Genomic DNA, 12,323 nt, shown 5'->3' with positions numbered 1-12,323 from the left:
CTTGCCAGCTTGCTGGCTAGTCGCAGCGGGGTGGGCAGGAGGCGAAGGCAGCTTGCCCACCCCGCTGCAACTAGGCCCGGCTTCGCCGGACCAAGTTTCGCTGCCCCTCCCGCCTGCGGGAGGGGATGATTTTTGCACGCGCGCCTCACTTCGGCAGCCTCGTCACGAGCGAGCTCGTATCCTTGCGGCCGCCGCCGGCCTTTTGCACGTCCGCGTAAAATTGGTCGACGAGGCTGGCGACGGGCAAGGTCGCGCCGTTGACGCGCGCTTCGTCGAGCGCGAGGCCGAGGTCCTTGCGCATCCAGTCGACCGCGAAGCCGAAGTCGAATTCGTCCTTCGCCATCGTATCCCAGCGGTTGAGCATCTGCCAGCTCGCCGCCGCGCCGCCCGACACCGCTTCGAACACCTTGTCGGTGTCGAGCTTCGACGCCTGCGCGAAGCGCAGCGCTTCGGAGAGGCCCTGGACCACGCCCGCGATCGCGATCTGGTTAACCATCTTGGTCGTCTGCCCCGCGCCGGGTCCGCCGATATGGACCATGCGCGCGGCATAGGCCTGCATCACCGGCGCGGCGGCGGCAAAGGCTTCGACGCTGCCGCCGCACATGATCGAGAGCGTGCCGTTCTGTGCGCCCGCCTCGCCGCCCGAGACCGGGGCGTCGAGGCAGAGGAGGCCGAGCCCGTCGGCCTCGACCGAGAGCTGGCGCGCGATGCGCGCCGAAACGGTGGTGTGATCGACGAACAGCGCGCCCTTTTTCATCGCCTTGAACGCGCCGTCGCGTCCGAGCGTGACCTGCGCGAGATCGTCGTCGTTGCCGACACAGGTGAGAACGACATCGGCGTCCTCCGCGGCCTCCGCCGGGGTCGATGCCGCGGTTCCGCCATGCGCCGCGACCCAGACGTCGGCCTTCGATCTTGTGCGATTATAGACGGTGAGGTCGTGCCCCGCTTTCGCGAGATGCCCCGCCATCGGTCCGCCCATGACGCCGGTGCCGATGAAGCTGATGCGCAATTTCTGTTCGCTCATGGCGGGGTTCATAACGGCGGTTTGGGTGCCGCGCTAGGTGCGCATCAAGCCCCTCCCCTTCAGGGGAGGGGTTGGGGTTGGGGGCCATCGGCCTTGCGCAAGGCCGATGGCCCCCACCCGCTGCGACTAGGGAGCGAGCTCCCAAGTCTCGCTGCCCTCCCCTGAAGGGGAGGGCGTAAGAAGGCCTTCCCCTGTGGCTTTCATGCCGTTAGGGCCGCACTCTATGACCGATCACCTCACCCTGACCCCCGCCGCCGATTTTCCGGCGATCACATTGGACGATGTGCGCGCGGCGGCGGGGCGAATTAACGGCGCGGTCGTGCGCACGCCGACGCTGCATTCGCAGACCCTGTCCCAACTGGTCGGCGCCGAAGTGTGGCTGAAGTTCGAGAATCTGCAATTCACCGCGGCGTATAAAGAGCGCGGGGCGCTCAACGCGCTTCTCCTCCTCAGCGACGAAGCCAAGGCGCGCGGCGTGATCGCGGCGTCGGCGGGCAATCATGCGCAGGGGCTCGCCTATCATGGCAAGCGCCTCGGCGTGCCGGTGACGATCGTGATGCCCAAGACGACGCCGCAGGTGAAGGTGTCGCAGACCGCGAGCCACGGCGCCGGAATCGTGCTGTTCGGCGAGAAGTTCGACGACGCCTCGGCGCACGCGCGCGTGCTCGAGAAAGAGCGCGGGCTGACCTTCGTCCATCCGTTCGATCACCCGCATATCGCCGCGGGGCAGGGAACGGTCGCGCTCGAAATGCTCGAGGATGTGCCCGAACTCGACACGATGATCGTGCCGATCGGCGGCGGCGGGCTGCTCACCGGCATGGGGACCGCGGCGCGCGGGATCAAGAACGACATGCGGCTGATCGGTGTGCAGGCCGAACTTTATCCGTCGATGTATGCCGAACTCAACGGCGTCGATATGGCGTGCGAGGGCGACACGCTCGCCGAGGGCATCGCGGTGAAGGAACCCGGCGCCTATACGCGCAAGATCGTCGCCGAACTCAACGACGATATCGTGCTCGTCGCCGAACGGCATCTCGAGCGGGCGGTGAGCCTGCTGCTTCAGATCGAAAAGACGGTGGTCGAGGGCGCGGGCGCCGCGGGGCTCGCGGCGATGCTTGCGCATCCCGAGGAGTTCGCGGGGCGCAAGGTCGGTCTCGTGCTCACCGGCGGCAATATCGACACGCGGCTGCTCGCGAATGTGCTGCTGCGCGATCTCGCGCGGTCGGGGCGCATCGCACGGCTGCGCATCCGCTTGCAGGACCGGCCGGGGGCGCTGTTCAAGGTGATGAAGCTGTTCGACGAGAAGCAGGTCAACATCATCGAAATCTATCACCAGCGCATCTTCACGACCTTGCCCGCCAAGGGGCTGATCACCGACATCGAGTGCGAGGCGCGCGACCGCGAGCATCTCGACAGCCTCGTCGCCTCGCTCCGCGATGCGGGCTATATGGTGACGACGGTGGAATTGGCGTAATTTACCCCTCCCCTTCAGGGGAGGGGTAGTGAGACTTGGCTCGGCGTAGCCGGGCCTTAGTCGAGCGGGGTGGGGGCCATCGGCCTTGCGCCACGCCGACAGCCCCCACCCCAACCCCTCCCCTGAAGGGGAGGGGCTTGCTATGGCCCACCAATGAAAGAATTCACCCTCCAACTCACCGCCACCCCCGACGCCATCGACGAACTCGGCCATGTCAATAATGCGGTCTGGGTCCAGTGGATCCAGCAGGTCGCGACCGGCCATTGGGAGGCTGCAGCGCCTGAGGCGCACAAGGACGCCTATATCTGGGTCGTGGTGCGCCACGAGATCGATTATCTGCGCGCGCTCGGCCCCGGCGAGACGGTGACCGCGCGGACCTGGGTCGCCGACAAGCCGCAGGGCGCGAAGTTCGACCGCTTCATGGAATTCACCGGTGCGTACGGCAAGGTCCATGTGCGGGCGCGGACGGTATGGGCGCTGCTCGACAAGGCGAGCGGGCGGCCGCTGCGCGTGACCGACGCGATACTCGCGCCGTTCCAATGATCATCCGGCCCGCCACGCAAGCCGATGCCGCCGCGGTCTGGGCGATCATCGAACCGGTGATCCGCGCCGGCGAAACCTATGCGCTCGACCGCGACATGCGCGAGGGCGACGCGCTCGCCTATTGGTTCGGGGCCGACAAGGAGGTGTTCGTTGCCGAAGCGGGCGGCACCATCCTCGGCACCTATTATCTGCGCGCCAATCAGGCGGGCGGCGGCGCGCATGTCTGCAACGCGGGCTATATGACGAGCGCGGCGGCGACCGGGCGCGGGGTCGCGCGGGCGATGGGCCTCCATTCGATCGACCATGCGAAGGCACGCGGCTTTCGCGCGATGCAGTTCAACTTCGTTGTCGGCACCAATGTCCGCGCGATCGGGCTGTGGCGGTCGCTGGGGTTCGAGGCCGTCGGCCTTCTGCCCGGCGCGTTCGCGCATCCGACCGGGGGGTTCGTCGATGCGCTGGTGATGTTCCGCGCGATTTAGGGGTAGGCGGTTTCGGGGTGGAGAACTGCCCTAGCCCTCTCCCCTTCAGGGGAGAGGGTTGGGAGAGGAGGCCGAAGCGGTTCATGCCCCTCTCAACTGCGGCTAGCCGGTAAAACCGGCAAGCCTGCGTATCTCTCCCCTGAAGGGGAGAGAGCAATCGCGCTTCGTCCGCTCCCGGCCGAAACCACCGTCACGCATAGCCCACCCAGCCGCGCCAGGTGAAGGCGGCGTAGAATTGTTCGACGCCGGTGAAGCCCGCGGCGCGGAGCACCGCCTCGTCGGCTTCGGGGCTGAGCATCGCGACATGGGCGGCGACCGCCTCGCGGCCCTTGGTGACCTGGTCGGGGTCGCCGCCCGAGGCGATAGCGAAGGCGGCGTAGCGGTCGAGCCAGCGGTCGCGTTCGTCGGCGCCCTGCGGGAAGCTGCCGTGCGCGGCGACGAAGGGCGCACCGGGTTTCAGCCGCTTGCGAATCTCGGCGGCGGTGCGGATACGCTCTTCGGTGTCCAGAAAGTGAAGCGTGAGCAGGCAGGTCGCGCCGTCGAAGGGGCCCGCGGGGGCGTCGTCGATAAGGCCTTCGATCAGGTCGGCGCGGTGCGCGTTCGCGCCCATGACCTCGGCGGCAAGGTCGAGCATCGGTCCCGCGGGATCGACGCCGGTGAAGCGCCAGCCGGGATGCGCCTCGGCCATCGCCTTCATCTCGCTGCCGCCGCCGGCGCCGAGGACGAGGATATGCGCGCCCGCCGGCACGCGCTCGGCGAGCAACAGCCCGGTCATGCGGTGGAGGCTGTCGAGGCCGGGGACGAAGCGGCGCGGCCCTTCGGTGTAGCGTGCGACCGCCGCGGGATCCTTGAAGCTGTCGAGGAAATGCTGGGCGCCTTCAGCCATGGAGTTGCTCCTGTATCGTGGGGGAGGTGGATCGCGCGGCCATGCGCGCGTGGAAATCGGCGGCGAGGGCGGCGAGCGTCACTTCGCCGAAGCGCGCGAGGAGCAGCGCTTCGGCCTCCCGAAAGCTGGTGTCGAGCGCGGCGTTGACCGCCTGCTCGACGAGGCAGCCGGGCGCCTCGGTGCGGTTGCCCATCGCCATCAGGCTCGGGCGGCCGATCGCGTCATAGACGTCGCGCATCGTGATGTCGGTGAGGGGCTTCGCGATCGTCCAGCCGCCGCCATGCCCTTTTTCGCTGTGGACGAAACCCGCATCGCGAAGGCCGCCGAGGATGCGGCGGATGACGACCGCGTGCGTTTGCATCGCCTTCGCGAGCTGCTCCGACGTCATCGGCGCGCCCTGTTCGGCCATGTGGAGGAGGACGTGGAGTACGCCCGAGAGTCGGCTGTCGCGTTTCATGTAACTTTAAATAGTGCGTGAAACGACATCGTCAAGGCGCGGGATTGACCGGCGTCGCCGGAGCGGTTAGCCACGTCGGCGATGACCAACGACCGATCCACCCGATTCAAGGCGTATTGGCGCTCCTTTACATAGGAGCGGCATGGCATCACCTGTGACCATCGCCGCCGTGTCCGGAAGGCGAATGGTTGTCATCACATCATCACACCACCCGGTCGCGGCGCGCGCTTTTGAAAAGAAGACGCGACATGACCGATACTCTGCTTGCCCTGTCGACCGACCATTGCCGTATCACGCCGCTGCTGGCCGACGATGCGCGCGCGCTCGCCGCGATCACCGACGAGACGGTGACCTCGCGCGTGCATTTCCTGCCCGCCCCCTTCACCGAAGCCGACGCCCGTGCGCTGATCGCGGGGTCGGGCGGCGGCGACGTCTTTCACGCGGTGCGCGACGCAAGCGGCCTCGACCTCAACGGCGTGATCGGCGTCCATCGCCGGCCGGGCGGCGAATATGAGATCGGTTACTGGTTCGCGGCGCGCGTGAGGGGCAAGGGGGTCGCGACCGAGGCGGTACGCGCGGTGGTCGAGGCGCTCGCCGCATCGCGGCCGGGCTCGACGATCGTCGCCGAATGCCATCCCGACAACGAACGATCGCGCGCGCTGCTGCGCCGTATCGGCTTCGTGTCGACGGGGCGACCGGGCAAGCGGCCGGGGCGGATGCTGATGACGTGGCGCGCCGCGCCGGCCTGGCGCATCGATGTGTGCTGAATATGCTCCTCCCTGTCGCGAAGCGATGGGGAGGTGGCAGTGGCGTAGCCGCTGACGGAGGGGCGATGGCGCGACGTCGCGGCCCCTCCACCACTCGCTTCGCGAGCGGTCCCCCTCCCCATGGCTTCGCGACAGGGAGGATTTACTCGTCTGCCCCGACCTCTTCGGTCAGCGCCTTGACGATCGCCGCGACCGAGGTGGGGGCATAGGCGAAGCCCATATGGCCGCAATCGACCTCGACCTGCCGGTCGCTTTCGTGGGGAAGGCCGCGCGCGCTGTTCACCGCGACGACGCCGTCATGCTTCGACCACAGCGCGAAGGTCGGCATTTCGGGGCGCGGCGCGGGGTGGAAGTCGATCGGCGGATTGTCGACCGGATGGCGCGCGATCAGATGATAGAGGCGCCACGCGCGGTTGGCGCGGCGGCTGCCCGAGAAAGGCGAGCCGAGCGTCACCACGCGCGCGACCCTGTCCGGATGATGCTTGGCATATTCGCGGGCGTAGATGCCGCCCAGACTCCAGCCGACGAGCGCGGGGGCATAGCCCGTGCGGTCGATGATCCACTGGACGCGGGTGTCGATCCGCTCGATGATGTCGGCGGTCGCGCCGCGGTTGAAGCCGAGGCCCCAGGCATAGCAGCGAAAGCCCGCGCGGCGAAGGTCGGCGCGCAGGGCCTTGGTCGCCCAGTCACCCGACAGAAAGCCGGGGAGCACCATCACCGGCGGATGTTCGCTGTCGGGATTGGGTTCGGGGGGCAGCGGCCGGATGCGCCCGCCGATCGCGCGCGCCAGCGATCCGACCTCGCGCCACAGCAATTTCAGCGGCGGCGGCGCGTCGGGATCGGGGACACGCGCGGGCCATTCGGCGCGCCGGGTGAGGAAGCCGCGGATCATGAGGGGGATATAGGGATAGTCGCGCCGCGGCGAAAGCCGGCGGGCCGCTACTTCTTCGGGACGAGCTTCACCAGCTTGCCGTCCTCGCCGTCGGTGAGCAGCCAGACCGAGCCGTCGTCGCGCACCTCGACCTCGCGGATGCGCTGGCGGAAATCCCACCGGTCGGACTTGTGCAGCGTCTCGCCGTCGATGCCCATGCGGATGAGGCCTTCACCGGAGAGCGCGCCCATCAGCAGGCTGTTCTTCCAGCCGGGATAAAGGTCGCCGTCATAGAAGGCGAGCCCGGCGGGCGAGACCGAGGGATTCCACCACAGCTTCGGCGCCGCATATTCGGGGCGCGTCACATGGTCGGGAATGTCCTTGCCGTCATAATGGTCGCCGTTCGAAACGATCGGATAGCCGTAATTGGCTTTCGCCGCGACGAGATTGACCTCGTCGCCGCCCTTCGGCCCCATTTCCTGATTCCAGAGCTTGCCGGTGCTGTCGAAAGCGAGGCCGAGGATATTGCGGTGGCCGAGCGACCAGATTTGCGCCGTCACGCCGCCCTGATCCGCAAAGGGGTTATCCGCGGGGACGCTGCCGTCGGCGTTGAGGCGGACGATCTTGCCGAGATTCGCGTTCATATCCTGCGCGGGATCAAATTTCTGCCGCTCGCCCGACCCGATGAAGAGATATTTGCCGTCGGGCGAGAAGGCGAGGCGGTGCGAATAATGGCCGCGGCCCGTCACCTTGGGATATTGTTTCCAGATGATCTCTAACCCCTCGATCCGCGGCGCCGCGCCCTGAACGAGCTTCGCCTTGCCGACGACGGCGCCGGCGGTGTCGCCGCTGCCCGCTTCGACCCAGCTGAGGTAAATGGTGCCGCTCGCAGCGAAATCGGGCGCGACGATCACGTCGCCGAAACCGCCCTGGCCGCCATAAGCGACGGCGGGCACGCCCGCGACATCCTGCGTCGGGCCATTTTCCTGCCAGAGTTTGAGTTTGCCCGCCCGCTCGGTGATCAGCGCGGCGCGGGTGCCGGGGACGAAGGTCATCGCCCAGGGCTCTTTGAAATCCGCGATCTCCCGCACGGTGAAGGGCGCGTCGGCGAGCGGGGTCGCGGGGTGTGCGCCCGACGCATCGAGCTTCGCCGTGTTGGCCGGGGCGGCCTCGGTCGTGGCGGGCGCCGAGCAGGCGGCGACGGCGAGCGCGGCGATCAGGGCGAGGGGGGGCAGGTTCTTCATCGGGGAGGCTCGCTTTGCTGGGGAAGGACGCGTCGTTTTGCCGCGACGGCCACTCGTTGTCGAGAGATGTGATTTATCCGTCGCCCCCGCGAAGGCGGGGGCAGCCAGAGGCCTTGCTCGGCGGGGTGGCATAAACCGCCAGCGGCCCCCGCCTTCGCGGGGGCGACGACGTGCTAACGGTTCGCCGCCTCGCGCCGCGCGGTGATCGTCTCGACGCTGTCCATGATCGCGTCGACCGCTTCGCTCGACGGCGGCGCATCGGCGCGCTTCTGCGAGAATTGGCCGCTGTTCATGATCTCCTCGAGCGCGGCGCGGGCGCGCGACACGCGGCTTTTCATCGTCCCGAGCGCGCAGTCGCAGATGCTCGCCGCCTCTTCGTAGGACATGCCGCCCGCGCCGACGAGGATCAGCGCCTCGCGCTGGTCCTGCGGCAATTCCATGAGGCCGCGCTGAAGGTCGGCCATTTCGCCGCTGTCTTCCTGATTCGCGGGGGTCGACATGGTACGCTCGACCGCGGTTTCGTCATATTCGCCGACGAACTTGTTGCGCCGCATCTGCGACAGGAAGGTGTTGCGCAGGATGACGAAGGTCCACGCCTTGATCGACGTGCCGCGCTCGAAACGGTCGCGCGACGCCCACGCCTTGACCATCGTGTCCTGCGTCAGGTCGTCGGCGAGGTCCGGATTGCCCGACAGGCTGCGGCCATAGGCGCGCAGATGCGGAATGACGCCGGCGAGCAACGCCTTGAATTCGCTGTCCGACAGGGTGTCGGCCTGCGGCTGCGACGCAGCGGCGGGGGTTCGGGTCATTATTGCTTCGGGCTTTTCTGATCGAGCTGGGACAGGAGGTCGAGCATGTTGTCGGGCAGTTGTTCGGAAACGATATTGCCATAGATCATGCGCAGCTTGGCGCTGACCGGCTCGGGCGCCTGCCGCCCGGTCAGCGTGCGATGCCACTGGTCGCCATAGGTGCCGGGGAAGCTTCCCCGGTCGCGGCGCGGCGCATCGGCGCCGGGCGGGAGAGTGCCCTTTCCGTTCATCCTGTCATTGCCTTGCGTAGCCATGCGGGAGCAACGAGGAAAAGGGGCGCTGGTTCCCCCGCCACTGGTTTTTTCGACGAATGGTGTTGCCGCAAAAGCACAGCAGGGTGCGGGCGACGGGGCGGTTTCGGGATCGGAGCCAGGGGCCCGCAATGCGCTTTCGGTTCCCATAATGGATTCAACCCGCTAAGCCTGTCCTCCATTCAGCGGCGCTTCAGGGCGCCCAACCGATCAGGATTGTGTGACTAGCGACCAGACGCCCCAGCCGCTCGACGACGCCAGCTTCAAGCGCGAGCTCGCCGCGATGTTGCCGCATCTGCGCGCGTTCGGGCGCAGCCTGACGGGCAACGCCGACCTCGCCGACGATCTGGTGCAGGAAACGATGCTGAAGGCGTGGAAGGCGCGCGCGCAATATATCCCGGGTCCCGCGAGCATGAAGAGCTGGGCCTTCGTCATCCTGCGCAACTGTTTCCTGTCGCAGATGCGGCGCAAGAAATTCACCGCCGACTATGACGAGTTGGCGGCCGAGCGGCTGCTCGTCGCGCCCGACGACCAGGACGACAGTCTGCACCTCGCCGACGTGCAGCGCGCGCTCTTGATGCTGCCCGTCGATCAGCGCGAGGCGCTGGTGCTGATCGGCGCGGGACAATTATCCTATGAGGAAGGCGCGGCGATCTGCGGCTGCGCGGTCGGCACGATGAAAAGCCGCGTGTCGCGCGGCCGCGCTGCGCTCCAGGCGATCCTCGAAAGCGGCGAGATGCCGCGGCGCAGCACCGACGAGATACCGTCGAGCGAAGCGTTCCGGTCGATCATGGAGAATGTCGACCAGCTGACGGCGAACGGGTCTTCGCCGGATTGAGGTTGTTAAAGGTTTCACCCCTCCCGCTTGCGGGAGGGGTCGGGGGTGGGCAACACCGTTTCAGATGCCCACCCCGCTGCGACTAACGAGCAAGCTCGTAAGTCTCGCTGCCCCTCCCGCAAGCGAGAGGGGAGATTACGCCGCAAGCTGCGGCGTGAAGAGCAGGCTCTGGCTGATCGCGGCGCGCACCGTATTCTCGCGGAACGGCTTGGAGATCAAGAAGGTCGGCTCGACCCGCCCGCCGGTGAGCAGCCGTTCGGGAAAGGCGGTGATGAAGATCGCGGGCACCGGCGCGATCGCGAGGATGTCCTGCACCGCATCGATGCCCGACGATCCGTCGGCAAGCTGGATGTCGGCAAGGACGAGACCGGCGTCGGTTTCCTCGAACGCCGCGATCGCGGCCTCGTGAGTCGTCGCGATCCCCGCGACGCGGTGGCCGAGGTCGCGGACGATCTGTTCCAGCTCCATCGCGATCAGCGGCTCGTCCTCGATGATCAGCACCGAGGTGCGTGATTCGCGGTCGAGTTCGCCGACCGCGTCGGCGAGCAGCGCCTCGACCGTCGGGCGGTCGGTTCCGGTGATCAGCCCGGCCTCTTCGACCGAAAAGCCTTCGAGCGCGGTGAGCAGCAGGATCTGCCGGCCGAGCGGGGTCAGCTGCGCCAGCCGGCGATGCGCGGCGCAGACCAGCGGGTGTTCGTCCTCGCCGGCGCCTTCGCCCTCGTCGATATAGGCGCTTTCCCAGATACGGTGAAAATTGCGGTAGAGGTCGATCCGCGTGCCGTCGCCGCTGTGGAACTCGCCGGGCGCCGCGACGATGACCTCGAGGGTGGTGTGGACGAAATTATCGCCATGTTGCTGACTGCCCGTCAGCGCGCGCGCATAGCGGCGCAGATAGGGAAGATGGCTCCGAATTTCCTCGCCCAATGTCATCGAAACACCTCCCTCTTGAGAGGAGTCATACGCGTGCCCGCGCGGGTCGGTTCCCTTGGCGGACGCCGAAAAAGCGATGCGCCGCGCTGCAACTTGTCTTGCCTTGAAGCGTAGATTCAGCCGGGACGCCATGGGGCCGCGGCGTAAGCGGGCGGAATGCCGCCACTTTCTTGTTGCGCGGCAAGGATGCTTTTGTAGGGACCATATGATGGCAGAGCGGCGGCCCGGGGAATATAGCGGTGCGGCGGCATCGCACGACGGCGGGGGACGGCAAGTGTCGGACGGGGGGGACGAAGAGGCGAAACGGGCCGAACGGCTGCGTCTCGATACGCTTCGCGAGTATCGCATCATGGACACCCCGCCCGAGGCGGCGTTCGACCGCGTGACCAAGATGGTCGCCGACCTTTATGGCGTACCGATCGCGCTGGTGTCGTTCGTCGGCGAGCACCGCCAATGGGTCAAGTCGGCCCATGGCCTCGGCGCGGCGGACACGCCGCGCGACATCGGTTTCTGCCGCCATGTCGTTGCCGGGGGGCGGTCCGTCATGGTGACCGATGCGGCGAATGATGCCCGCTTTCGCGACGATCCGCTCGTCGTTGGCGATCTTCGGGCGCGTTTTCATGCCGGGGTGCCGCTCCGCGCCTATAATGGCGCGATCCTGGGGACGCTGTGCCTGATCGGCGGCGAAGAGCGCGCGCCGTTGACCGCCACCGAAATCGAACGGCTGGAGGATTTCGGCGGCATCATCATGGCCGAGGCCGATCTGCGCCGCATTGTCGGCGAACGCGACGAGGCGCGGCGGACGCTCGAGCGCGCGCTCGATTTTTCGGGGATCGCGACCTGGCGCTACGATGCGCGCACCGGCGCGATCCACTGGCGCGGCGCGGTGGCCGAGCTGTGGGGTGCCGACCATGCGACCGCGCTCGCGCATGTCGACGGCTTCTTCGACCGCATCCATCCCGACGACCGCGAAGCCGTGCGCGGCGTGCTCGGCGATTCGGTGGCGAGCGGCGCGCATTATGCGACCGAATATCGCATCCAGCATCCCGAACGCGGCGTCCGCTGGATCGCCGTGCATGGCGACTGGGACGTCAAGACCGACGATGCGATCCTGACCGGCGTCAGCATCGACATCACCGAGCAGAAGAGCCGGCAGGAAAACGCCAATCTGCTGATGCGCGAACTGCACCACCGGATGCGCAATCTGTTCGCGACGGTCAGCGCGATCATCTCGCTCACCCGCCACGCGGCGCAGGGCGTCGACGATTATGTCGAGCGGATCAGCAGCCGGCTCGACGCGCTCAACCGCGCGCAGAATGTGCTGCTCGGCGCCAATTTCATGACGGGGTCGATGCACGCGCTGATGCGCGAGGTCGAGGCGGCCTTTCCGCGCATCCACTGGTCGGGCCCCGACCTGCTGCTCCCCGAAAACGCGCTGGTCGCGATGGCGCTGTTCTTCAACGAGCTCGCGACCAACGCCGCGAAGCATGGCGCGCTGACCGGCGCGAACGGCCGGGTCGAGGTGAACTGGACGCAGGACGCCGAAGGCAGCGACGATCGCCGGTTCCGCCTGACCTGGGCCGAAAGCGGCGGTGACAAGCAGGTGGTCGCGCCCGACCGCACCAGCTTCGGCACGCTGCTGATGGAGCGTAGCGTCAAGAACAACCTCGGCGGCACGATCGAACGGCGTTGGGAACCCAGCGGGCTGGTCGTCGACATCACGCTGCCCGCGCGGTGGCGCGAGGCGTAG

Annotated in this window: 14 protein-coding genes; 6 read left to right on the top strand and 8 right to left on the bottom strand. The window is 67.4% G+C overall.

Features of this window, described 5'->3' with window-relative positions; all coding sequences use genetic code 11:
* Nucleotides 1–145 precede the first annotated feature (145 nt).
* Complete coding sequence (locus QZL87_RS14925; protein WP_295320847.1) at nucleotides 146–1,024, bottom strand: NAD(P)-dependent oxidoreductase; 879 nt, start codon at nucleotides 1,022–1,024, stop codon at nucleotides 146–148.
* 223 nt (nucleotides 1,025–1,247) lie between these two features.
* Between QZL87_RS14925 and QZL87_RS14920 the strand changes: the two genes are divergently transcribed.
* The 3 genes from QZL87_RS14920 to QZL87_RS14910 all read left to right on the top strand — a co-directional run bounded on the left by QZL87_RS14920 (nucleotide 1,248) and on the right by QZL87_RS14910 (nucleotide 3,520).
* Nucleotides 1,248–2,498, top strand: a complete 1,251-nt coding sequence (locus tag QZL87_RS14920; RefSeq protein ID WP_295320844.1) for a threonine ammonia-lyase — start codon at nucleotides 1,248–1,250, stop codon at nucleotides 2,496–2,498.
* Between the two features lie 153 nt (nucleotides 2,499–2,651).
* Nucleotides 2,652–3,041 carry an acyl-CoA thioesterase gene (locus QZL87_RS14915; RefSeq protein WP_295320842.1) on the top strand — a complete coding sequence of 130 codons (390 nt, stop codon included), beginning with the start codon at nucleotides 2,652–2,654 and terminating at the stop codon, nucleotides 3,039–3,041.
* The gene (locus tag QZL87_RS14910; protein ID WP_295320840.1) at nucleotides 3,038–3,520 is read left to right on the top strand and encodes a GNAT family N-acetyltransferase; all 483 of its coding nucleotides are present in this window, start codon (nucleotides 3,038–3,040) and stop codon (nucleotides 3,518–3,520) included. Before QZL87_RS14915 ends, QZL87_RS14910 begins: the two co-directional genes overlap by 4 nt.
* A gap of 190 nt (nucleotides 3,521–3,710) precedes the next feature.
* Here the strand turns inward: QZL87_RS14910 and QZL87_RS14905 are convergent, their stop codons facing one another.
* Both QZL87_RS14905 and QZL87_RS14900 read right to left on the bottom strand, forming a co-directional pair.
* Complete coding sequence (locus tag QZL87_RS14905) at nucleotides 3,711–4,406, bottom strand: class I SAM-dependent methyltransferase (RefSeq protein ID WP_295320837.1); 696 nt, start codon at nucleotides 4,404–4,406, stop codon at nucleotides 3,711–3,713.
* Nucleotides 4,399–4,863 (bottom strand): Rrf2 family transcriptional regulator, encoded by a 465-nt coding sequence (locus tag QZL87_RS14900; RefSeq protein ID WP_295320835.1) that lies wholly within the window; start codon nucleotides 4,861–4,863, stop codon nucleotides 4,399–4,401. The genes QZL87_RS14905 and QZL87_RS14900 overlap by 8 nt, the downstream gene beginning before the upstream one ends.
* A 248-nt stretch (nucleotides 4,864–5,111) precedes the next feature.
* Between QZL87_RS14900 and QZL87_RS14895 the strand changes: the two genes are divergently transcribed.
* Nucleotides 5,112–5,630 carry a GNAT family N-acetyltransferase gene (locus QZL87_RS14895; RefSeq protein WP_295320833.1) on the top strand — a complete coding sequence of 173 codons (519 nt, stop codon included), beginning with the start codon at nucleotides 5,112–5,114 and terminating at the stop codon, nucleotides 5,628–5,630.
* Between the two features lie 142 nt (nucleotides 5,631–5,772).
* Here the strand turns inward: QZL87_RS14895 and QZL87_RS14890 are convergent, their stop codons facing one another.
* The 4 genes from QZL87_RS14890 to QZL87_RS14875 all read right to left on the bottom strand — a co-directional run bounded on the left by QZL87_RS14890 (nucleotide 5,773) and on the right by QZL87_RS14875 (nucleotide 8,784).
* Nucleotides 5,773–6,522: an alpha/beta fold hydrolase gene (locus tag QZL87_RS14890; RefSeq protein WP_295320831.1), complete on the bottom strand. Its 750-nt coding sequence runs from the start codon at nucleotides 6,520–6,522 to the stop codon at nucleotides 5,773–5,775.
* Nucleotides 6,523–6,569: 47 nt separating this feature from the next.
* Complete coding sequence (locus QZL87_RS14885; protein ID WP_295320829.1) at nucleotides 6,570–7,745, bottom strand: PQQ-dependent sugar dehydrogenase; 1,176 nt, start codon at nucleotides 7,743–7,745, stop codon at nucleotides 6,570–6,572.
* Nucleotides 7,746–7,918: 173 nt separating this feature from the next.
* The gene (locus QZL87_RS14880; RefSeq protein WP_295320827.1) at nucleotides 7,919–8,554 is read right to left on the bottom strand and encodes a sigma-70 family RNA polymerase sigma factor; all 636 of its coding nucleotides are present in this window, start codon (nucleotides 8,552–8,554) and stop codon (nucleotides 7,919–7,921) included.
* Nucleotides 8,554–8,784 (bottom strand): NepR family anti-sigma factor, encoded by a 231-nt coding sequence (locus QZL87_RS14875; protein ID WP_295320825.1) that lies wholly within the window; start codon nucleotides 8,782–8,784, stop codon nucleotides 8,554–8,556. Before QZL87_RS14875 ends, QZL87_RS14880 begins: the two co-directional genes overlap by 1 nt.
* A gap of 241 nt (nucleotides 8,785–9,025) precedes the next feature.
* Here QZL87_RS14875 and QZL87_RS14870 point away from each other — a divergent pair, with 241 nt between their 5' ends.
* The gene (locus tag QZL87_RS14870; RefSeq protein ID WP_295320823.1) at nucleotides 9,026–9,643 is read left to right on the top strand and encodes a sigma-70 family RNA polymerase sigma factor; all 618 of its coding nucleotides are present in this window, start codon (nucleotides 9,026–9,028) and stop codon (nucleotides 9,641–9,643) included.
* A 135-nt stretch (nucleotides 9,644–9,778) separates the two neighbouring features.
* Here QZL87_RS14870 and QZL87_RS14865 read toward each other — a convergent pair whose 3' ends face one another.
* The gene (locus tag QZL87_RS14865) at nucleotides 9,779–10,573 is read right to left on the bottom strand and encodes a response regulator (RefSeq protein WP_295320820.1); all 795 of its coding nucleotides are present in this window, start codon (nucleotides 10,571–10,573) and stop codon (nucleotides 9,779–9,781) included.
* Between the two features lie 274 nt (nucleotides 10,574–10,847).
* Here QZL87_RS14865 and QZL87_RS14860 point away from each other — a divergent pair, with 274 nt between their 5' ends.
* Nucleotides 10,848–12,323 carry an HWE histidine kinase domain-containing protein gene (locus QZL87_RS14860; RefSeq protein WP_295320819.1) on the top strand — a complete coding sequence of 492 codons (1,476 nt, stop codon included), beginning with the start codon at nucleotides 10,848–10,850 and terminating at the stop codon, nucleotides 12,321–12,323.

The organism is uncultured Sphingopyxis sp., from assembly GCF_900078365.1.
Taxonomy (GTDB): domain Bacteria; phylum Pseudomonadota; class Alphaproteobacteria; order Sphingomonadales; family Sphingomonadaceae; genus Sphingopyxis.
Note: the sequence above shows the minus strand (reverse complement) of the source record. Positions and strands in the feature narration are given on the sequence as shown.

Coding starts and splice junctions, on each gene's coding strand:
- QZL87_RS14885 (WP_295320829.1), bottom strand. CDS start 7,745: ATGAAGAACCTGCCCCCCCTCGCCCTGATCGCCGCGCTCGCCGTCGCC.
- QZL87_RS14865 (WP_295320820.1), bottom strand. CDS start 10,573: ATGACATTGGGCGAGGAAATTCGGAGCCATCTTCCCTATCTGCGCCGC.
- QZL87_RS14880 (WP_295320827.1), bottom strand. CDS start 8,554: ATGACCCGAACCCCCGCCGCTGCGTCGCAGCCGCAGGCCGACACCCTG.
- QZL87_RS14875 (WP_295320825.1), bottom strand. CDS start 8,784: ATGAACGGAAAGGGCACTCTCCCGCCCGGCGCCGATGCGCCGCGCCGC.
- QZL87_RS14915 (WP_295320842.1), top strand. CDS start 2,652: ATGAAAGAATTCACCCTCCAACTCACCGCCACCCCCGACGCCATCGAC.
- QZL87_RS14895 (WP_295320833.1), top strand. CDS start 5,112: ATGACCGATACTCTGCTTGCCCTGTCGACCGACCATTGCCGTATCACG.
- QZL87_RS14905 (WP_295320837.1), bottom strand. CDS start 4,406: ATGGCTGAAGGCGCCCAGCATTTCCTCGACAGCTTCAAGGATCCCGCG.
- QZL87_RS14910 (WP_295320840.1), top strand. CDS start 3,038: ATGATCATCCGGCCCGCCACGCAAGCCGATGCCGCCGCGGTCTGGGCG.
- QZL87_RS14900 (WP_295320835.1), bottom strand. CDS start 4,863: ATGAAACGCGACAGCCGACTCTCGGGCGTACTCCACGTCCTCCTCCAC.
- QZL87_RS14920 (WP_295320844.1), top strand. CDS start 1,248: ATGACCGATCACCTCACCCTGACCCCCGCCGCCGATTTTCCGGCGATC.
- QZL87_RS14925 (WP_295320847.1), bottom strand. CDS start 1,024: ATGAGCGAACAGAAATTGCGCATCAGCTTCATCGGCACCGGCGTCATG.
- QZL87_RS14890 (WP_295320831.1), bottom strand. CDS start 6,522: ATGATCCGCGGCTTCCTCACCCGGCGCGCCGAATGGCCCGCGCGTGTC.